General features: G+C 38.3%; 17 protein-coding genes and 5 pseudogenes. 12 read left to right on the top strand and 10 right to left on the bottom strand.

Going from position 1 to position 19,859, the window contains the following annotated elements:
- Positions 1-18: 18 nt before the first annotated feature.
- The 4 genes and pseudogenes from E4O00_RS06065 to E4O00_RS06050 all read right to left on the bottom strand — a co-directional run.
- Positions 19-1,056 (bottom strand): annotated as a pseudogene (locus E4O00_RS06065) (OmpL47-type beta-barrel domain-containing protein); the annotation flags it as partial.
- A gap of 43 nt (positions 1,057-1,099) precedes the next feature.
- Complete coding sequence (locus E4O00_RS06060) at positions 1,100-1,594, bottom strand: OmpA family protein (protein ID WP_253679246.1); 495 nt, start codon at positions 1,592-1,594, stop codon at positions 1,100-1,102.
- An 82-nt stretch (positions 1,595-1,676) separates the two neighbouring features.
- Positions 1,677-3,015: pseudogene (gene dnaB, locus E4O00_RS06055) on the bottom strand (replicative DNA helicase).
- A gap of 64 nt (positions 3,016-3,079) precedes the next feature.
- Positions 3,080-3,508 carry a DUF2141 domain-containing protein gene (locus E4O00_RS06050; RefSeq protein ID WP_253679244.1) on the bottom strand — a complete coding sequence of 143 codons (429 nt, stop codon included), beginning with the start codon at positions 3,506-3,508 and terminating at the stop codon, positions 3,080-3,082.
- Between the two features lie 134 nt (positions 3,509-3,642).
- Here E4O00_RS06050 and E4O00_RS06045 point away from each other — a divergent pair, with 134 nt between their 5' ends.
- From E4O00_RS06045 to E4O00_RS06030, 4 genes are all read left to right on the top strand, one after another.
- Positions 3,643-5,445 carry an alanine--tRNA ligase gene (locus E4O00_RS06045; protein WP_253679243.1) on the top strand — a complete coding sequence of 601 codons (1,803 nt, stop codon included), beginning with the start codon at positions 3,643-3,645 and terminating at the stop codon, positions 5,443-5,445.
- A gap of 100 nt (positions 5,446-5,545) precedes the next feature.
- The gene (locus tag E4O00_RS06040; protein WP_253679241.1) at positions 5,546-6,625 is read left to right on the top strand and encodes an MOSP complex formation periplasmic protein, TDE1658 family; all 1,080 of its coding nucleotides are present in this window, start codon (positions 5,546-5,548) and stop codon (positions 6,623-6,625) included.
- 13 nt (positions 6,626-6,638) lie between these two features.
- Positions 6,639-7,046: a transcription antitermination factor NusB gene (gene nusB, locus E4O00_RS06035; RefSeq protein WP_253679239.1), complete on the top strand. Its 408-nt coding sequence runs from the start codon at positions 6,639-6,641 to the stop codon at positions 7,044-7,046.
- A gap of 96 nt (positions 7,047-7,142) precedes the next feature.
- On the top strand, positions 7,143-8,720 hold the full coding sequence (locus tag E4O00_RS06030; RefSeq protein WP_253679237.1) for a tetratricopeptide repeat protein: 1,578 nt from the start codon (positions 7,143-7,145) through the stop codon (positions 8,718-8,720).
- An 18-nt stretch (positions 8,721-8,738) separates the two neighbouring features.
- Here E4O00_RS06030 and E4O00_RS06025 read toward each other — a convergent pair whose 3' ends face one another.
- From E4O00_RS06025 to E4O00_RS06000, 6 genes and pseudogenes are all read right to left on the bottom strand, one after another.
- Positions 8,739-9,266, bottom strand: coding sequence for a putative signal transducing protein (locus tag E4O00_RS06025; RefSeq protein ID WP_253679235.1), 528 nt, complete (start codon positions 9,264-9,266; stop codon positions 8,739-8,741).
- Between the two features lie 10 nt (positions 9,267-9,276).
- A pseudogene (locus E4O00_RS06020) lies at positions 9,277-11,076 on the bottom strand (oligonucleotide/oligosaccharide-binding fold domain-containing protein); the annotation flags it as partial.
- 26 nt (positions 11,077-11,102) lie between these two features.
- The gene (locus E4O00_RS06015) at positions 11,103-11,963 is read right to left on the bottom strand and encodes an IS3 family transposase (RefSeq protein WP_256484006.1); all 861 of its coding nucleotides are present in this window, start codon (positions 11,961-11,963) and stop codon (positions 11,103-11,105) included.
- Between the two features lie 13 nt (positions 11,964-11,976).
- Positions 11,977-12,258, bottom strand: coding sequence for a transposase (locus tag E4O00_RS06010; protein ID WP_253679231.1), 282 nt, complete (start codon positions 12,256-12,258; stop codon positions 11,977-11,979).
- A 44-nt stretch (positions 12,259-12,302) separates the two neighbouring features.
- Positions 12,303-13,043 (bottom strand): annotated as a pseudogene (locus E4O00_RS06005) (DEAD/DEAH box helicase); the annotation flags it as partial.
- Between the two features lie 83 nt (positions 13,044-13,126).
- Positions 13,127-14,748, bottom strand: a pseudogene (locus E4O00_RS06000) (AAA family ATPase).
- 463 nt (positions 14,749-15,211) lie between these two features.
- Here E4O00_RS06000 and E4O00_RS05995 point away from each other — a divergent pair.
- From E4O00_RS05995 to fmt, 8 genes are all read left to right on the top strand, one after another.
- Positions 15,212-15,613 carry a hypothetical protein gene (locus E4O00_RS05995; RefSeq protein ID WP_253679229.1) on the top strand — a complete coding sequence of 134 codons (402 nt, stop codon included), beginning with the start codon at positions 15,212-15,214 and terminating at the stop codon, positions 15,611-15,613.
- Positions 15,614-15,704: 91 nt separating this feature from the next.
- Complete coding sequence (locus E4O00_RS05990) at positions 15,705-16,328, top strand: biotin transporter BioY (RefSeq protein WP_253679227.1); 624 nt, start codon at positions 15,705-15,707, stop codon at positions 16,326-16,328.
- 20 nt (positions 16,329-16,348) lie between these two features.
- Positions 16,349-17,089 (top strand): ABC transporter ATP-binding protein, encoded by a 741-nt coding sequence (locus tag E4O00_RS05985; RefSeq protein WP_253679217.1) that lies wholly within the window; start codon positions 16,349-16,351, stop codon positions 17,087-17,089.
- Entirely contained in the window at positions 17,080-17,673 is a 594-nt protein-coding gene (locus tag E4O00_RS05980; protein ID WP_253679215.1) for a CbiQ family ECF transporter T component, read from the top strand. The genes E4O00_RS05985 and E4O00_RS05980 overlap by 10 nt, the downstream gene beginning before the upstream one ends.
- 51 nt (positions 17,674-17,724) lie before the next feature.
- Complete coding sequence (locus tag E4O00_RS05975; RefSeq protein WP_253679213.1) at positions 17,725-17,979, top strand: type II toxin-antitoxin system RelE family toxin; 255 nt, start codon at positions 17,725-17,727, stop codon at positions 17,977-17,979.
- On the top strand, positions 17,963-18,310 hold the full coding sequence (locus E4O00_RS05970) for a helix-turn-helix domain-containing protein (protein ID WP_253679202.1): 348 nt from the start codon (positions 17,963-17,965) through the stop codon (positions 18,308-18,310). Before E4O00_RS05975 ends, E4O00_RS05970 begins: the two co-directional genes overlap by 17 nt.
- Before the next feature lie 59 nt (positions 18,311-18,369).
- Complete coding sequence (def, locus tag E4O00_RS05965; RefSeq protein WP_253679200.1) at positions 18,370-18,879, top strand: peptide deformylase; 510 nt, start codon at positions 18,370-18,372, stop codon at positions 18,877-18,879.
- Positions 18,876-19,841: a methionyl-tRNA formyltransferase gene (gene fmt, locus E4O00_RS05960; protein ID WP_253679198.1), complete on the top strand. Its 966-nt coding sequence runs from the start codon at positions 18,876-18,878 to the stop codon at positions 19,839-19,841. Before def ends, fmt begins: the two co-directional genes overlap by 4 nt.
- Positions 19,842-19,859 lie beyond the last annotated feature (18 nt).

The following is a 19,859-nucleotide window of genomic DNA, read 5'->3' as shown; positions in this document are numbered from 1 at the left end:
GGTGATGCCTCAATTTTTTTATTGGGCGTTTGCGGGGGTTGTGGCGGGAAGAAGATTCCCGGTTCTGTCAATGATATCAACCTCCGAATTGGGTGTAATCTGATCAACATAGAATGTATATAAAACGGGATCAGAAACATTGCCTACATTGTCGATAGCCTTAACTTCGATTTTGTAAACTGCATTTTGTGTAAATTTGATCGGCTCTACATATTTTGTGTATTCTCCGTCATTTACTTTTACATAAATTGCGTCAACACCTGAAATTTCGTCTTGTGCTGCAAATGAAACTGTTTCGTTTGTAGAAACAATAACTCTGCCTTCTTCATCGACAACATTATTGCTGGGGAATACCATGTATTCCTCATCCTTGTTGATAAGACGGTTAGAATTTGCAATAGTTACAACAGGAGCTGTTCTATCGATAGTAACTGCGATCAACTGAATGGGAGAAAGGTTTCCTACATTGTCGATGGCTGTATAATAAAGATTTACAGGGCCTTCAGCATCCAATGAAACATAGGTCTGCTCGGACTCTTTGCCGTTTCCTGACATTTTAAGGGCATTTAGATCTGTTCCCATATATCCGGCTGCTACACCTGCTCCGCCGACTGCATCGGCTGCAGAAACATACCATTTTGTATTTGCTGAGCAGTAAAGCACTACACCGTCATTGTACAAGGGTTCTGTTGTTTTGATCATTGTATCGGGAGCCGTATTGTCTACAATTACCGACAATGTTTTGGGCAATTCCAGATTTCCGCTGTTGTCAAATCCCCTGTATGAAATATCATATTTTCCTTCTTCAAGAAGTTGGAAGGGGTTTCTGTATCGCATAAAGGCTGCACCATTTAAGGCAAATTCTACAAAGTCAAGACCTGTGTCCTTATCGGTTGATCTGAGTTTAAAAAAGACATCGCTATTTACATAGTTTGTGCCTTCTTCAACATAGTGAATTGCGGGTCTAACATAGTCTGTTCCGACAATCGAAGGAGCCTGAGTCCAAGCTGAAACAGCTAAAACTGAACATACGGCTGCAAAAAAAAATTTTTTTAATCATTAGTTACCTCCAAAATGATTTTTTTAAATTTCATAGTGTTTACTTAACACTGTGAATTTCTACTCTTCGGTTTTTGAAGCGGTCAGTAATCTCAGAATGGCTTCGGGCCGGTTTGCGTGCTCCCTGACCTTCTACGATTATGTTGTTCGCATCAAACAACTTCATTTTTTGAAAATAGCTTGCAACAGCAATTGCCCGCTGTAATGCAATGCGATCTTCTTCCTTTTGTGAGTCGAGTTTTGCACTGTGACCTGAAACGACGATTTTCTTTACATTTTTTGCTTTTAGATCTTCGCCTATTTCTTTAAGTCTCTGTGCAGTAAACTGATCAATCTGATAAGATTGAGATGCAAAGTACACTGTATAAGATGTGTCTTCAGAATCCGCTGTCTTATCTGTTTCTTCTTTTACTGCTTCCTGCTCTTGAGTTTGTTCAGGTTCAGCCGGTTTTTCTTCCTTTTGTTTGGGAGCAGACTTACATGAAAACATAAAAAGAACAGACAAGAGTAAAAGTAATACTCTTACTTTTTTCAAAGAAACCTCCTTAAAAATAATCTTAAGTATATTATCCAGCTTTTTATACCAATAGTCAAGAAGATTTTATGATTTTTATGTATCATTTTTCTTTAGCTTCGGTAACAAAGGTCGTATATTGGGATAAAAATAAGAGAGGAACAGTACCTATCGGGCCGTTTCTTTGCTTTGCTAAAATTAGTTCTGTGGGAATGGGTTTTGCTTCGTCTTCGCTTGTGTCGGCCCTTTCACGGTGTAAAAACATGACCACATCGGCATCCTGTTCAAGAGAGCCGGATTCCCTTATATCGGCAAGACCGGGTTTTTTTCCTTCCGCATCCCTTGTTAACTGAGAAAGGGCGACTACCGGAATATCCAGCTCTCTTGCAAGACTTTTTAGAGATCTTGAAATTTCTGCGATTTGTTCATGGCGTGGTATGCTTGCATTTTCTCCCGTAATAAGGGTTATATAGTCTATAAAAATAATTTTTACATTATATGGCGGACTGCAAAGTTGGCGGGCTATTGCTCTTAAATCCAAAAGCTTCATATTAGGCATATCTACAAGGTAGAATGGTGCTTCATAGAGCAAACCGCAAGTTTCAGATACCTTTCCGAAGTCTCTTGCCGTCAGGTTTGCAGACCTTATTCTGTTTGAATTTATTTTTGCTCTTGAAGCTATCAAACGCTGTACAAGCTGCATATCCGACATTTCTAGAGAAAAAAAAGGCTGTAGGTATTTTTTCATCAATAGCTATGTGGGCAGCCATGGTCATTGCAAGGGCAGTTTTTCCTACGGAGGGACGGGCTCCTATTATGATAAATTCCGAATTTTGAAATCCGTAGGTCATATTGTCCAAATTACCGAAGCCTGAGGGAACCCCTGTGTATTCTCCCTTGCGTTCGTGTAGTTTTTGGAGAACCTCCAAAGTGGGCATTATGACCTCAGCCAAGGACTTAAATGTCGCCGAATTCCCGGCTTCAGTAAGGTCAAAGATGCTTTTTTGAGCCTCTTCCAAGACTGTTCGGCTTGATATACTGTCATCAAAGACATCTGCAGAAATTTTATTTGAAACTTTTAGCAAGTTTCTTCTTATTGCAGCTTCCAATACGATTTTTGCATAAAATTCGTAGTTTGCAGAGCTGGGAACCTCATCCGTAAGAGATGCTATGTAACTTGCTCCTCCGACCGAGTCCAGCTCATTTGTAGAACGAAGATAGTCCGTCAATATTAAAATATCGGCTTTTTGGGAGCGGGTGTCTAATTCCGAAATAGCCTTATATATCTTTTGGTGTTGAGGAGAATAAAAAGCCCCTGCATCTAAGATAGGTCTTACAAAGGTAAAAACATCAGGATCTATTAAAATAGCTCCTAAAACAGCCTTTTCTGCCTCCATATTGTGGGGCGGAAGCTTGTTTTTTAAATTTTTTGTACTATCCATTAAAATTCCTCTCAAGAAAGGGCATTTTAACAGATACTAAGATTAAAATCTAGCCTAAAAAATATTAAATTTTAAAAACTTTAATGCCGACGCTTTTATTTTCTTTGATTTCGACTTTTAACTTGTCAAATCCTTTTGGCTTTCCGCCCTTATGATTGCTGTATCCTACCGGTTCCTTAGGCATACCTAAAAAGTTTCTATCCAGCTTGTCGTTTTCATTGAGATCTTGATAAACAAAAAAAACATACTCGCCTTCAGGAAGTTTTTCCGTTATTGTCATATCCTTAGCTTCTACTTTAATGCTTAACGTCTTTAAAGGCTCTTTTTTCTTAAAAGACTTTGCATCTTGATAGATAGCCAAAAAGAGCTTTCCTTCCATAGTCTCAATGTTTGTAATATTAAGAGTAACCTCGAACTCAGGCTTTGTTTCTTCTGCATTTAAGCTTGTAAAAACCGTAAAAAGAATTGCAAAAGTAAAAATCAATTTTTTCATCTTAAATTTTCTCCCTATATTAACTCTTATTCGGCATTTGCCCGAAAAATCTTTACCGATCAAAAAAGTACACGTATGTACATTTTTGATCGACATATTGACAATTTTTTTCTTATTCTTTAATATATCTTCCTATGAATAAAAATATTACAGTTGATGAACTTCGTTCAAAATATATAGAATTTTTTAAATCTAAAAATCATGTAGAGATATCGGGACGCTCTCTTATACCTGAAAATGACCCAACGGTCTTGTTTACGACAGCCGGAATGCATCCGCTTGTTCCTTACTTGATGGGTGAGCCTCATCCGGCAGGAAGCCGTCTAACGGATGTGCAAAAATGTGTCCGCACAGGCGATATAGACGATGTAGGAGATGCCTCACACTTGACATTTTTTGAAATGCTCGGTAACTGGTCATTGGGAGATTATTTTAAAAAAGAATCCATCGCCTATAGCTTTGAATTTTTAACCGATGAAAAATACTTAGGTATCCCTGTCGATAAACTTTCTTTTACGGTTTTTGATGGAAATGAAGATGCTCCCCGAGATGAAGAGTCTGCTTCTATTTGGGAGAGTTTGGGAGTTTCAAAAGATAAGATTTTCTTTTTACCAAAGGAAGATAACTGGTGGGGCCCTGCCGGAGAAACCGGTCCCTGCGGTCCAGATACGGAAATTTTTATTGATACCGGAAAAAGTGCTTGCGGTTCAAATTGCCGTCCCGGCTGCCATTGCGGTAAATATGTAGAAATATGGAACAATGTTTTTATGCAATACCATAAAAACAAGGACGGCTCATATTCTCCATTGGCAAGAAAATGTGTAGATACCGGAATGGGGGTTGAGCGTACCGTTGCCATGCTTCAAGGAAAACCTTCAGTTTATAATACCGAGGCCTTTACATCGATTATTAAGTCCATCGAGGATTTGAGCGGCGTAAAATACGGAGATAACGAAAAAACCGATACCTCTATCAGAATTATAGCCGACCATATCCGGACGGCCTGTTTTATCTTAGGCGATCCTAAAACTACGCTTCCTTCAAATATAGGGGCAGGCTATGTTTTAAGAAGAATTATTAGGCGGGCCGTAAGACACGGCAAAAAACTCGGCATAGACGGCAGCTTTTTATCGGTTCCGGCTTCTGCCGTCATTGCTCAAAATTCAAAATTTTATACCGAGCTAAAAGACAACGAAAACTTAATTTTAACCGAACTCAAGGCAGAAGAGGATAAATTCCTTGAAACCTTAAAGAAAGGCGAGGCCGAATTCGAAAAAATGCTCCCTAATCTTTTAAAAAATCCTAAAAAGGTAATTCCGGGAAGGATGGCCTTTAAGCTCTATGATACCTACGGCTTTCCGATTGAATTAACTGAAGAACTTGCCTCCGAATCCGGCTTGACAGTGAATAGGGAAGAATTCGATGAGGCCTTTAAAAAACATCAGGAATTGTCGAGAGCCGGAAGCGAGCAGGTATTTAAGGGCGGCCTTGCCGACCATTCAGAACAGACTACAGCCTATCATACGGCTACCCATCTTTTACACAAGGCCCTAAGAACTGTTTTAGGCGATCATGTTCAGCAAAAGGGCTCAAATATAACGGCTGAAAGGCTTAGATTTGACTTTTCTCATCCGGAACCCATGACTGATGCCGAAAAGAAAGAAGTAGAGCGTCTTGTAAATGAGGCTATCAAGGCTGATCTACCCGTAACTATGGAGGTCATGCCCTTGGAAGAAGCAAAAAAAAGAGGGGCTATGGCTTTATTCGGTGAAAAATATGAGGATGTTGTTAAGGTTTACAAAATAGGGGACTTTTCTATGGAAGTTTGCGGCGGTCCTCATGTAGAAAAAACAGGAAACCTAGGAACTTTTTTGATAAAAAAGGAACAGTCTTCTTCTGCAGGTGTAAGACGCATTAGGGCCGTTCTTGAACATTAAATGTAACTTATTGCTTTACAATTTGTTAATATGGCAAAAGTTCGGCTTTGCCTTCTTTAAAATATATCATCCCTACTTGGGATAATAGGTGAGGATAATAATGAAAAAGAAAGTTTTTATTGCAGTGATGTTGGTTGGTTTTTTGGGGCTTTTGTTTGCCCAAAATGATTTGCAGGTTATCGCACAGGTCAACCTTTCAAAAAAGGAACCTATTACTCTGGGGCAGCTTAAAAAGCTTGTGAAGTTTGCCGAGTCGCAAGGCGGAGTAAATATAGTCGCAACTTCCGATAAAAAGCTTGTTTTGGAAAGTTTAATGAGAACTAAGCTTTTAGTTCAAGCTGCTGAAAAAGAGAATATTAAAGTTGCTAATTCTCAAGTCGATGCAGAATTTAATAATGCACTTTCTGCAATTGTAAACTCTCCTATAACCGAAAGTGAATTTGCAAAAATGATAAAACAAAAAGAAAATATATCTCTTGATGAGTTTATGAAAAAGCAAACAGGTAATACTGTTGAAGAAGTAAAGAAAATTATAAAAGATAATCTTATAATCCAAAATTATATAACTTCAAAAAATCAAGCGGAAATATTAAGAATGGCTACACCTACAGATGCTCAAATCCGTGCATACTATGAAATGAAAAAAGGTGAGTTAGTCAGGCCTGATATGGTTAAAATGCTTTTTGTAGCTGTCGAAAAGAAGGGAAAAGACAAGGAAGAACTTGATAAAATTAATGAATTACATAAGAAAATTAAAAAGAACATAAAAGAGATTGCTAATATTAAGAAAAATTCAGAAGCAGGTAATTATGTGGCCCAAGAAGGTTATATACCTAAAACCGCCGAGGGTGCTCAGCTTTTAAATGCTTCTCCTGAAGCCTTGATGGAAATTTTTTCCAAGGATGTAAATCACATATTTGACATACAAGATAGGGTTGACAGCAGGCAGTTTTTTGTTATAACAGAAAAACTTGATGCTAAGATTTTAACTTTAAGCGATGTTCCGGATCCCTCATCTACTATTACCATTTATGATCAGATAAAGGGGCTTATTTCTCAAAGCCTTGCATTAAATGCTTTTCAATCCATTATTCAAACTACATATGAAAGTTTACGCACTGATGATAATTGTAAAATTATAAAAACAGATTCTGAACTTGATAAACTTCTTAATTGGTAATAGATAGATTTTGATGAGTGTAGGCAGAAGAAGAGGACGGATCCTCGCTTTCCAAGCCCTTGCTGCTTGGGATATGGGCGGGGCCGTCCTTGACGATTTATTGAAATTCTCTTGGCAAAATGAAGACACCACTGACCCTAACAGGTATCTTTTTCCTAAAATGATGGTGTTGGGAACAATCGAGAATATAGCCGAAATAGATAAGGCGATTCAATCAAATTTGGATAACTGGGTTATAGAACGCCTTAATTCGGTTGACAAGGCTATTTTAAGATTGAGCGTTTATTCTCTTTTATACCAAAAAGATACCCCTCCGCCAATTGTAATAGACGAGGCTATCAACTTAGCCAAGGATTTCGGAACCGATGATTCTTATAAATTTGTCAATGCGGTACTTGACAGTATTAAAAATAAGTCTTAGAATTTAAAAATGAAGTTTAAAAAGAGAATTTTTAATATTGTTTTTTTACTTTTTCTACTTTTTTCTTGTTCTTTAAAAAACGATGAGCAATCTTTTTTGGAAGATCTTGATCGTATAGATGTGCAAATATCGGAAGGCAGTTCTGCCAAAGCATTGAAGAACTTAAAACGCCTTCAAAAAAAGGCTTCGAATTATATAAATTATGTCAGCATCGTTAAAAGACAGTTAAAGCTTGGAGCAGAACCGGATGCCTTAATGTCTTTACAGGAAGGCATCAAAAAGTATCCCGATTCTGTTGAGCTTCCTGCCTTATTAACTTCTATTCTTATTGATACGGGAAAAGCCGGCGATGCCCTGCCTTATTGCGGAATGTTAAAAGACTCTCCTTATGCCTCCCTGGGGGCTGAGGCTTCTATTTTGGCCGATATTAACTTTAATTCTTTTAACTCGGATTTCAGCCTTTTGAGGGCCGCTTATGATAAAACCGGCAATCAGATTTTTTTAAAAAATGCTGCTGTTGTTTTGGCTTCTCAAGGAAGATTAAGGGAGGCCTCGCATTTACGCTACGTGATTCCGAAAGATATTGCTCCTGATCATCCTTTTTTTTGGAGCTGTATTGTTTACGATTTAGGTGTATTTGATTCAATCTTTGGAGAGTTGTATTTTTCTCTTTTGTATGCAGATAAGGATGGAGGAAAGGGGCCTGCAGCTGAAAATGCAAGGCTTCATCTGATGCTTGCAGCCGATGCGGCTTTTGGTATGGGTGATACTGAAAGAGCCAGAGCCTTTTGGCAGGCGGCTGCCGATAGAAGTCCGGAAGCCTCTCCCATAGTGTTTTACGACTTAGCCTTAACTGCTCCCGATGAAAGAGAGCGTGTGGATCTTTTAATAGAATGTATTGAACTCTATCCCGATTTTTATCCTGTTATAGCACGTTATGTGCGTGAAGACCTTGCCTTGCGTGAGTTAAATGCCCAGGATGAAATTACTGCCTATCTTGAATCTAAGGGCTTTTATTCAATGAAGATGGAGGAGCTTTATTTTACATCTCCCAAGATGACCTATGCATCCGAAGAACTTTTAGAAAGAGCTATGAAATCTTCCGGTTTTGATCCCAAATTTATTTTGGAGGAATTTAGATACAAGCAAATAAAGGATAAAACTTATTCTTCTAAGGTCAAGGGAAAGGCCGAGCTTTGGAAAATTCTTGAAAAATATGGGAAAGAACCTATAATCAGGGAATATGCAAAATGGTATTTTGCTCAATCAGGAGATTTTAATGCTTGTCTCAGCGTGAGTGAAATAGGCAAAAGATATGAAGATTCTTTTTATGCGGGGATAAATTATGCATTGAGCGGAGACTTTGAAAATGCGATTTCTTCTTTTGCGGCAGCTGCCCAACTTCCTGCTTATGCCTATGCGGCCACAGTAAATTCCGCTTATATGTATTATATGTCCGGTTATACCCAAGAAGCTTTAAATGCATATAGCCTTGCCGCATCTATGACGAATGATAAAAAAAGGCAAAGTATGCTGCAGCATGAGATTGCATCAATTTTTTACGAAAGAAAAGCCTATGATAAGGCAATTACCGTTTTAACTTATGCCTTGGAATTAGATTCTAAAAATTATAATGCTGTATCTCTTTTAAAAAAAATAAAAGATATTAATTAAGAGCTTCAAGTTTCAAATTTAATCTTCTTCAAGCTTAAAAACTACTATGCCTGAGGTTTCATTTTTATCGGGAATAAAACTTGATGCAAGCAAAACGGTAATTACGGCTCCTGCTTTTTCGGCCATCGCTGAGGACTTTCCTGATAATCTTTTATTTTCTGCGTATTCCTTTACAATTTTAAATGCATCATCGTAGTCTTCACGAAGAATATAAAGGTCTGTGTGATTAAAGCCTGTAACACCATATCCGACAAGAACCGAAGCTACATGTTCGTTTTCAATCCTATACGGAATATGCTCGCTTTGAAATAAGGATTTTATCATCATCAAGTCTTCTTGATAAAATAAGTGCATAAATTTAACAGCCTTTTTCCCTGATTTAACAGCCTCAAAAAAAATGTCTTCCATTTCTACTATGTTCTCTAAGGCCTTGTCTTCTGCAGCTGTTCCGTCATTTAATCTGACTCCTTGCGAATTTTCTTCCAAAGATTTCTTTAAAAATAAAAACAAAAAAATACCAGCTAAAACGGCAACAAACCACCACATAAACACCTCCTTAGATCATCTTATTCATTTTTCCGTAGATATTGCGGACAATTGTTTTTTGCTCTTCGCTAAAATTTTCTCCTGCAAGGTCAATAAGGCTTTGAAGAGAAACAAGGCATTCGTGCAAGGCTGTATGAAAGCCTCTTGATGTTTTAAACCAAAAATGCCCTGTTCCGTCGCAAAAGAGGGTTATAAAGCCTAATTGCTTTGTAGTTTTTTTTGCGATTGTAGTTCTAAATAAGAGGCTTAAAGAATTTATAAGCACTTCTAAGTCCTCTTCGAAAAAATAGTTTTTATTTTTATCAAAGCGTTTTTCGTCTGCGGTTTTTTCGATTGGCTCAATATTAAAATTATTTACTACATTTAAAATCAAATCCATCTTTTCTCCGGATAAAAGCTCGCTTTTGCCGATTTCGATTTTTCCCCTCAAACCCTTTAACTGCTCCAAGGCTCCGTTTTGGTTTTCCTCTGTATATTTTTGCCTTATAGCCTCGGCCGTGATTTTAAATTCCTTCCAAGGCAGGATGAGATGTTTTTTGCCTTTTATCTTTTTTATAAGATAGCGGGTTCCTTCGATTAGAACACTTTCTTCTTCGCTCTTTTTCTTTTCTTCTTTTGTTTCGGCCCTCTGTTCTTCTTTTCCTGTTTTTGATCTCTTATCTTTTTTTTCTAAAAGGGCAGGGGCGACCTCTTCGATTATCTTTTTTGAAAGAGGGGATACCGACATGGCATACATACGCGAGGTTCTAACTATTTCGCCTGCAACTATAAACTGCTCTTTTTCCTTGTACATGCAGGAGCCGGGATGAATAAAAATCTTTTCTGTGGTAAGGGAGCGGTAAGAATCCCTTCCCTGAGCCGAGCACACAAACTGAATCATTCCCTTGGCTATAGCCGTAAGATAGTGCTCCATCTTTCCGCCGGATAAAATCGGCACGCCCATATCGGAAACGATGAGCTCAAGCTGTTCTTTTATGTTGGCTATTTCGGCCATGACCCTGTCATCAAGATAGTGAATCTTACAAAACCTCTCCTTATCGAGGGCTTGAGAGTACATTCTAAAGGCCTTTAAGAATGAAGCAAAGTCTCCCAAGGGCTCATCGAAGAGGGCATGTGCCTTGCGGGCTTCAATTTCTTCACCCTCGGGGAAGATGACCGGGCTTCTCGCCGATAAAAAGGCTGCAGCGATTAAAACCTCTTCTACAAGGTCGGGGTATTTTGTGATAGCTTCAACTATAATTCTTGACTGCCTCGGAGCCAAGGGAAAAAGACACATCATCTTTCCTATGCTGCTTAAAGAGCGGTCGCTTTCGAGGGCATCTAGCATGTTAAGGGTGTCTATGGCCCCTATGATGCCTTTTTTACCGGGAGGCGAAATAAAGTCGAAATTTTCAAAGTCGAGGATGCCGAGTTCCGCCATGCGCATAACAACCTCGGATAGGTCTGTGCGGTAGATTTCTTCGAGGGTATAAAGCTGCCTTGTTTCAAAATCTTTACGGGTATAAAGGCGGTAGCATACGCCTTCCTGAGTTCTTCCGGCTCGTCCTCGTCTTTGGTTACAAGAGGCCTTCGATATGAGGGTCTCATCCAAGCTTGAGGTAAAGGTAAAAGGATTATAAAAGTTAAGCTTTGCAAGGCCTGAGTCTATGACGGCCGCGATATCGTTTATGGTAATTGAGGTTTCTGCTATGTTTGTCGAGATAACAATCTTTTTTTTGCCGAAGGGAGGAGACTTAAAAACCCTTTCTTGTTCTTCCTTGCTTAAGCGGCCGTAAAGGGGAAGGATAAAAAGTTTTCTGTACCACGGTTTGAACTGACCCCATATTTTAGGACAGTTTAAGCAGATTTTTTCGACTGGCGGCTGCCAGCCGAGATTCTTTGAATACGCTCATTATTGTAATATTTTATAAAATTGTCAATCAGTGCTATCACTTCTTGTTCTGTCGGAGTTCTGATTTTTATTAGCTCGTTATATCCGCTTTCGACTTTGAGAGTTCCGAAAAAATGTTCCATACAGGCATTATCCCAGCAGTTTGCCCTACGGCTCATACTTTGAATGATTTTCTTTTCCCTAAGGCGATTTGTATATGCTTTGGAAGTATATACTGCGCCTTGATCGGAATGAAGAAGTGCTCCGGGTTCAAGGCATGGAAGTTTATCCAACATATCCATAACCAGTTTTTCATCATTATGAGTCGACATGTGGTAGGCACTAATTTGATTTCTATATAAATCAAGCACAGGACTTAGATACAACCATCCTTTTGTAGTACGAAAATACGATACATCTGTACAGAGTTTTGTAAGCGGTTCTGCTGCACAGAATTGACGATTCAGAATATTATTGGGCAGATTTTGCTTGTTTTGCTTTTGTTGCTCGTAATAATGTTTAGGAAACTTTCTTCTCCTATTCTTCGCAAGAAGGCCGTATGCACGGCAAATGCGCTCTATGCGCTTGTGATTTACAATTACACCGAATTTTTGTCTGAGAATGATTGCTTTCGCCTTGTTTCCTCGTCGTAATATGATTTCCTTGGGCAGTTTCTTAAGCAAAGTTATGATTTGTGCATCCTTTTGTGCTTGACGGTCATTGTTCCGGTTATAATAGAATGTTGACTTTGAAACTTCTGCAACTTTACACAATTTCCGTATCTTCGTCCGCGGTGTTATTGATAGGCAGTCCTGAATCGTTTTCAAAACGAGTTTTTTTTTACCTTGTTTTGCAAGTTCCTCTTCGATATTCTTTGCGTACGTTTCCCAAAAAAAGAGCTGCCGTTTTATAATATTCAAGGTCGTGCTCTTCGTTGTTAATTTTCTTTTTCCGAGCCATAGTTGTTATTTCATGCAGACGTGGATTTAGACACCAATCGCGTACGGTATCTCGAGAAAGCCCATATGTTCTGGCGAGTCTTTTGTAGCCGCATGTTCCTCGTTCATATTTTCCTACAACTTCTAGTTTGAAGTCAATACTGTACTTCTCTATTTTTCCCATCTGTACACCTCCAAAAGGTGTCCTAATTTATGGGGTCAGTTCAGTTCCTTTGAAAGCCTTTCGATACAGTCCTTGATTGCCCTTTCCCCGGGAAGAAAAACAAGGATGGCTCCGCTCCGTCCCTCGCTTAAAATGCGCCCTACAATCGAGGCTATCTTGTCCATCAGGGCCGTTTCCGCCTCTTGGGTATCGGTAGAGGCCTTGATCGCGGGAGGGTCAAAGATAAGGGTAACGGGGTAGGTTATGGCATCTATTTTGATTACCGGGCATCCGTCAAAATACATCGAAAATAGATCGGTGTTTATAGTAGCCGACGAAATAATTACCTTAAAGTCCTTGCGTTCGGCTATTATCCGCTTTAAAAGCCCCAAGATAAAGTCTATGTTTAAACTGCGTTCATGGGCCTCATCAACCAAGATTACGGAATACTTACTGAGCCAAGGATCAAGCTTCAGTTCCTGTAAAAGAATGCCGTCGGTCATTATTTTTATCTTTGTATCGCTTGAGGTCTTATCTTCAAACCTCATCTTATATCCGACAAGGCCGGGCATGGGCTCTTTAAGCTGTTTTGAAATAAATTCGCTTACCGAAAGGGCCGCAATACGGCGCGGCTGAGTAACACCTATCATACCTGAACGGCTATAACCTGCTTCATGTAAAATAACCGGCAGCTGGGTAGTCTTGCCTGAGCCTGTGGGGCTTTCTACAACTATTACCTGATTGTGCTCAAGCATTTCCAATATTCTGTCTTTTTGTTCGTATACCGGTAGATTTTTATATTTCATATAGTGAGCATTATAGCCTATTTTTGAGGAGGCTTCAAGTATGGGGCTTTTAGGGTAAATTAGTCAAAATCCTGCATTGAGCTTTAAGATAAATCGCAAGATTCCCAAGTATCGGCCGTTTCCTCGTTGATACCGTCGGCAAAAACAGCACCGATGAGAACTATCTTTTTTCCGCTCATCTTGTAGGGCTCTGCGTAGCCCTTTTCTTTTATCTGTTGGATGGCTTCTTTTGGTGTGCCTGAGCCCATCAGCTTAAACTCAAAGATGTAGATTGTATCATCGGTGTGAACCACACAATCGGCTCTTCCTTTTGAGCTGACTACCTCGGTTTCAACAAACTGCCCCATAAGTGTAAAGATAATATAAAAGGCTATTTGGTAATCCCTTTCCCTCATCTTTACATTTTCCTTTGAAGCAAGGCTGTAAGGAAGGCCTGCACAAGCAGTGTACATTCGCTTCATAAAAGATTCGGTGTTTCCTTTTTCGATATCCCTTATAAAATTACCGATAAATAAGCCGCTTGCATCCTTTGCAATTGAAGTGTAAGAGGGAATAAGGTTATCCAAAAAGCCGTACTTTACCTCGTCGTTCGGAAAGCCTAGTTTATATAAGCCAAGCCTTTCATCATAATCTTTTATGGTTAAGTAACCTGATTGGAAGAGGATAGGAACAGGATTATTTATATCGGGCCTGTAGTCCTGCAATGAGTTTTCATCCATTTCCGCATTTTCTAAAATATCGCGGATGCAAATTTCTTTTTGATTTTGCAAGGTTCTGACCAAAAAGGTAGGGGTTCCTGTTGCAAACCAATAAGAGCCGATTTCTTTTTTTGTAAAGGCATTGAGCAAACTAAACGGATTATAAACACTTTCTCCTTGAGGATGAAAAAGGTAGCCGTCATAACGCTTTTTTAACAAAGCAAGGGTTTCTTCATAGTTTAGTTTACGCTCTTCTGCCAAGGCTTCAATTTCGGGCTTAAACACTTTCTTCAATTCGTTTTCGGTAATACCGCAGATTCCCGAATAATTTTTTTCGAGAGAGATGTCCCTCAAATTGTTTAAATCGCTGAATATACTGACCTTACTGAATTTGGTAACGCCCGTTAAAAAAAGCAAAACGGATATACTCATCGCAAGACTTAATTACCCCGTAAAAACCTTTTAAGATACGCCTATATTCTTCGTTTAAGGGCTCATTTATAATCATGGTTTCAAGGAGGGGCTTATCATATTCATCGACAAGAATAACGACCTGCTTTCCTGTTGTTTCGTATATCTTTTTTATAAGGTTTTTAAAACGGTCCGGGATATCGAGACCTGTGCTTTTGTATATTTCTTCATATTCGTTAAAAAATGAAAGAAAGCGGTTTAAAAGTCCTTCCTTTGAATCATAAATCCCGGCATTAAAATCCAAGTGGAGAACGGGATAATTTATCCAAGCTTCACGGTTTTCAACTTCTGCCAGTTTTTGCTCCGCCTCTTCAATATAGAGCCCTTTAAAAAGCTCCTTTTTGCCTAAAAAGTAAGCCTTTAAGGTAGAAAGAAAAAGACTTTTCCCAAATCGCCTCGGCCTGCTTAAAAAAAAACACGCGGCTTTCAGCGGCAAGTTTCAATATATATTCCGTTTTATCTACATAAACAAAGCCTTCATTACGCAAGACCTCAAAACTTTGAAGGCCTATAGGCAGCCTGCGGATATCGGTCATTTTCTACCCCCTCGCAAATTAATTCTTAATTAGGAATTATAAATTAATTATAGCATATTTTTTTAACTTTTATAATGGGTAGAGCAGGGCAATCACGGAAATCAAGTTTGCTAAAAACTGCCGATAATAAAGGTATGGAAAAGCGAAAATATATTTGATTACTTTAGCGACATCAAAATAATCAGCAATCACGACGGATATTTTTACAGCGTAAACGAAGCTTTAAAAATATTATTACTAGGTCTTCTTTGCGGACGTAAAAACATTAGAGAAATACACGAGTGAGCAACTGAAGATATTATAAAAGAAAAACTTAGCAAAGAATTCGGCATAGAGAAAATACCTTGCTATTATTGGCTTACCTGTCTACTTAAATTGATAAACATAGACTCATTAAATGAATGTTTTATGAATATGGCTTCAAGCTCTTATAAAAACTCTTAATATAAAAGGACATATAATCGTGGCCGATGCCTTAAATTGTCAAATACTAAAAACGGATATTGAAGAATATGTTCAAGATGAAATTTTAAGAAAACAAATGGACACGGCTTGTACGAGTGAAAAAAATCGTGAAAGAGTTGAAAAGCGAACAGCATTCTGTACAACTAATTTAAATTGGATGGATAATAAAGAAGAATGGGCTGTAGAAACCATGCATTGGTTATTGGATGTTCAGTTTAAAGAAGATTTTTGTCGGCTTTTAGATAAAAATCTACAACAAGCCTTGAACATAGGACGAAAAGTAGCATTGAATTTGATATCCAGATACAAACAAAAAAATGCACCTAAAGCTTCTTTGTCACACATTATGTTTAAAGCTCTCATGGATATATCTTTTATCAAAAAGATATTACAAAATTGATTTCCGTGAAGGCAATACGGGCCTTGACATAAGCTCCTTAAATTGTTACCCTATTTTGGTTTAATGGTTATCAATTTGGCTTGGAGAAAATATGAATGCAAATTTTAAGCCCTCGATTGTTACAGTTTTTGTTCCGCTTTTTGCAGCCCTTATTGCCGTAAGCGGTTTTATTGCCTTTCCTCTTCCCGGAACTCCGGTTCCCATAGTGCTTCAAAACATGATGCCTATTTTGGCATCGGGACTTTTGGGAGGGCTTTATGGGACGGCTTCAACTGCAATTTTTTTAGCTGCCGGCTTATTAGGGCTTCCCGTTTTTTCGGGGGGAAGAGGCGGTTTAGCCCATCTTTTAGGGCCGACGGGAGGTTTTTTAATAGGCTACCTTGCAGCAGCCGCTTTTTTAATTCTTTTTTTTCGAAAGCCGGGTGCCAAGGACTTAGGTTTTTCAGGTAAGAATACCGGTAAGAATACCGGCACTTTTATCGATTTTAAGTTTATAAACTACTTAAAAATACTTGCAGCTTCTTTTTCGGGCTTTGCCCTTATCTATGTTTTTGGAATAGCAAGATTTATGCAGCTTACTCAGAGGGGGCTTTTTGAGGCTTTGAGTCTTGCCTGCCTTCCTTATTTACCGGGGGATTTTATCAAGATGATCTTGGTTTCCTTTTTGATTTACAAGCTAAGACCAGTTTCTGCAAGGTATTTTTCAAACACCTAATCTTAAACTTAGATAAAATTATGAGTGAAGAAATTATAAGCTTAAAGAATATAACAAAGACCTTTGTTCAAAATTCCTTTGACGGGGTGTTTAATTTTAAGGCCTTGGATGATGTTTCTTTAAGCGTTTTTAAGGGGGAGCTCCTTCTTATTTCGGGTGCAAACGGTTCGGGAAAGACCCTCCTCATGTCGATTATTGCAGGACTTGTAAGGCCTTCATCGGGGCTTGTTGATGTAAAAGAAAGATGCGGCATAGTTTTTCAAGATTCCGGCTTGCAGATTTTGGGCGAAACACCTGAAGAGGATATTCTCTTCGGGTTAAAAAATATAAAACTTCCGAAAGAGGAAAGAAACAAAAGGCTGGAGGAGGCTTTAGAAAAAACAGGCCTAACAGATAAGAGGTATTATTCTTCCCGCTCCTTGTCGGGAGGAGAAAAAAGGCGGCTTTGCGTTGCAGGAATTTTGGCGATGAAGTTTCCCGTTATCATCTTTGATGAACCCTATGCGAATTTGGATTATGAGGGGGTAGTGCAGGTTAATGCTCTTATTAAAGAATTAAAGGCCGAAAATTATACAATTCTTCTTTTAAGTCATGAGCTTGAAAAATGCTATGCCCTTGCCGACAGGTTTTTGGTTCTTCATCGCGGAAAAAAAGTTTTTGACGGGCTGCCTGATGACGGCCTAAATCAAAACTTAAAAGACTGGAGCATAAGACATCCTCTTTTTTCATACACAAAGAGGGAGGATCTAATTTGGATATAAGACCCTTATTTTCTTATAGGAGGGGAACGAGCTTTTTACATAGGATGTCCCCCCTTTTAAAATTGCTTTTTCTTTTCGGGTTTACAGCCCTCATTTTTTTCTTTCCTAATTATGTGCAGGTTTATTCGGTCTTTTTTATTTTACTTGCCCGTTTTATAGGTTTTTCGCTTTTGGATCAATTAAGGGATTTAAAACCCATCATACCTTATTGCCTGCTTCTGGTAAGCCTTCATATTTTTTCTCTCCTCATAAAAGCGGAAAGCGACATAAAGGACTCAGGTTTTCTTATTTTAAAACTCATTGCCCTTATGCAGTTAAGCTCCCTTTTTTTTAATACCACAACTTCGCTTCAATTAAAAGAGACACTGGAAAAAATTCTACCCTTTCGGACGGCCGCTTTGCTTTCGCTTTTTTTGTTTTTTATTCCTCTTTTGTTTTCCATTTGGACAAAGCTCGACTATGCATGGAAGGCAAGGGGAGGAAAAAAAGGCCTTTTAAAATTTTTTAAACTCCTTCCGATTTTTATCTCTGAAGCTATGTACAAAGGAGAAAAGCTGATGTATGGATTGAAAAATAGAACATAATCGAATACAAAAATGATTGACAGAAACTTATAATTATCTTATAATAAAACAATGATATCGATTCGATGGAGCCGTAAAGCTTCAAAACAACTTGATAAAATACAAAAAACCGATAAGAAACAGATTCTTGAAGCTGTTGATACTTTATCCGGTTTTCCTTATGTTTTAAATGTAAAAGCATTAAGTAATCACAAATATGATTATCGGTTGCGTGTCGGTAGATATAGGATTCTGTTTAATCACATTGAGAAAATACATATACTATCAATCGAGGAGGTAAAAAAAAGAGATGACAACACCTATTGATGTTCAATTTATAGCGGGAAAAGACGGAAAACCTGAGTATGCGGTTATCCCTTTTAAAGCTTTTCAAGCATTATGTAATCATAAGGTAAGAGAATTTAACGAAAAAGAAACAATCCCGCATGAAGTAATAAAAAAAATACATTTGGAAGATATGAGTTCTATTCAGGCATGGCGTGAATACTTAAACTTTACACAAACTGAAATTGCCGAAAAAATGGGAATAAGCCAAGCTGCTTATAGTCAAATGGAAACCTCCAAAAAGAATCGAAAAGCAACTCTGGAAAAAATAGCACAAGCGATGAATATTGACTATTTGCAATTACGAATATGATTTTTATGTATTTACTGCATAGTTGACGGCTTAGCTCTTATTTTGTATAATTATATTCTATGAAAGTATTACATTTAGGTGAAGAAACTTTGAGAGAGGTGTCTAAGCCGGTTGAAAAAATAGATGAAAATATTAGAAGCTTAATAGACGAAATGTTTGTTACCGTCAAAAAAGAAAACGGTATAGGCTTGGCCGCTCCTCAGGTAGGAGAAAACATACGGCTTTTTATAGTATTTATAGATGATCAAAAATATGTTTTTATAAATCCCGAAATTATCGAAACTTCTCAGGAAATGTGTGTGATGGAAGAGGGCTGTTTGAGTATACCAAAGGTCTACGATGATGTTATGCGCCCGTCTTCGGTAAAGGTTCAGTTTTTAAACATTGACGGCAAAATAAAAACCATAGAGGCTTCAGGCCTTCTTGCAAGGGTAATTCAGCATGAAAATGACCACTTAAACGGGGTTCTTTTTATTGACCGTTTAAGCGAAGAAAAAAAAGCCGAAGCTATCGAAAAGTTTGAGCACAAAAAAGCTCTTTTTTCAAAAAAGAGGATCCGCCTGAGATGAGAATCCTTTTTGCAGGAACTCCTTCCTGTGCTGTGTCGGCATTAAATCTTCTTGCTCGCGAATTTGACCTTTGCGGAGTTTTGACTAATCCTCCTGCTCCGGCAGGGCGGAATAAAAAAATGCAGGATTCTGACGCAGCTCTTGCTGTAAAGGAGCTTATAAAAGAAGGTATTCTGCCTGAAGATTTTCCTATTTTAACACCTCAAAAACTAGATGATAATTTTAGAAAAGAACTCGCAGCTTTAAAGCCTGACCTTTTAGTGTGTTTTGCCTATGGTAAAATTTTCGGGCCTAAGACCATGGCTCTTTTCCCGATGGGCGGAATAAATATTCATCCGTCCCTTTTGCCAAGATGGAGGGGCTGTGCTCCCGTTCCTGCCGCTATTATGGCCGGCGATAAACTTACCGGAATTACTATTCAAACTCTTGCCCAAAAAACCGATTGCGGCAATATTTTGGGACAGGTTGAAATTCCTTTAAATAATTCGGAAACTACAGAGAGCCTTTTAGCTGATTGTTCGAACAAGTGCTGTCCTCTTTTGAGGGAAGTACTTTCAGATTTTGAAAATAAATTAAAACTGGCGGCACCTCAGGATGAGTCAAAAGCTCTTTATTGTTCTATGCTTAAAAAAGAGGATGGACTAATAGATTGGTCAAGATCGGCTCAAGAAATAGAAAGAAAGATAAGGGCTTTTACCCCATGGCCGGGATGCTTTAGTTTTAAAAATAACGAAAAAATAAATATAATTGAAGCTCATGTATATGATGAGTCAAACGAAATGACAAAAGATAAAAAATTTGGTACAATACTTGGTGCCGATAAAAAACACGGTATTTTAACTCAAACAGGAAACGGAATATTGGCAGTTTCGGTATTACAAAAACAAGCCAAGAAAAAGCTTGCATGGAAAGATTTTTTAAACGGTTCTCCAGATTTTTTGGAAGGCAGTTTTGAAACATAAATTTTAATATATGGATGG

It is taken from the genome of Treponema sp. OMZ 788, from assembly GCF_024181245.1.
Taxonomy (GTDB): domain Bacteria; phylum Spirochaetota; class Spirochaetia; order Treponematales; family Treponemataceae; genus Treponema_B.
The sequence above is the reverse complement of the archived record's forward strand: the minus strand, read 5'-3'. Positions and strand labels throughout refer to the sequence as shown.

What these genes read in the sequence shown, in the direction of transcription:
- E4O00_RS05990 (WP_253679227.1), top strand. Translation starts at nt 15,705, where the DNA reads ATGAATGCAAATTTTAAGCCCTCGATTGTTACAGTTTTTGTTCCGCTT.
- fmt (WP_253679198.1), top strand. Translation starts at nt 18,876, where the DNA reads ATGAGAATCCTTTTTGCAGGAACTCCTTCCTGTGCTGTGTCGGCATTA.
- E4O00_RS05985 (WP_253679217.1), top strand. Translation starts at nt 16,349, where the DNA reads ATGAGTGAAGAAATTATAAGCTTAAAGAATATAACAAAGACCTTTGTT.
- E4O00_RS06025 (WP_253679235.1), bottom strand. Translation starts at nt 9,266, where the DNA reads ATGTGGTGGTTTGTTGCCGTTTTAGCTGGTATTTTTTTGTTTTTATTT.
- def (WP_253679200.1), top strand. Translation starts at nt 18,370, where the DNA reads ATGAAAGTATTACATTTAGGTGAAGAAACTTTGAGAGAGGTGTCTAAG.
- E4O00_RS06045 (WP_253679243.1), top strand. Translation starts at nt 3,643, where the DNA reads ATGAATAAAAATATTACAGTTGATGAACTTCGTTCAAAATATATAGAA.
- nusB (WP_253679239.1), top strand. Translation starts at nt 6,639, where the DNA reads ATGAGTGTAGGCAGAAGAAGAGGACGGATCCTCGCTTTCCAAGCCCTT.
- E4O00_RS06050 (WP_253679244.1), bottom strand. Translation starts at nt 3,508, where the DNA reads ATGAAAAAATTGATTTTTACTTTTGCAATTCTTTTTACGGTTTTTACA.
- E4O00_RS05970 (WP_253679202.1), top strand. Translation starts at nt 17,963, where the DNA reads ATGACAACACCTATTGATGTTCAATTTATAGCGGGAAAAGACGGAAAA.
- E4O00_RS06010 (WP_253679231.1), bottom strand. Translation starts at nt 12,258, where the DNA reads ATGGGAAAAATAGAGAAGTACAGTATTGACTTCAAACTAGAAGTTGTA.
- E4O00_RS05975 (WP_253679213.1), top strand. Translation starts at nt 17,725, where the DNA reads ATGATATCGATTCGATGGAGCCGTAAAGCTTCAAAACAACTTGATAAA.
- E4O00_RS06040 (WP_253679241.1), top strand. Translation starts at nt 5,546, where the DNA reads ATGAAAAAGAAAGTTTTTATTGCAGTGATGTTGGTTGGTTTTTTGGGG.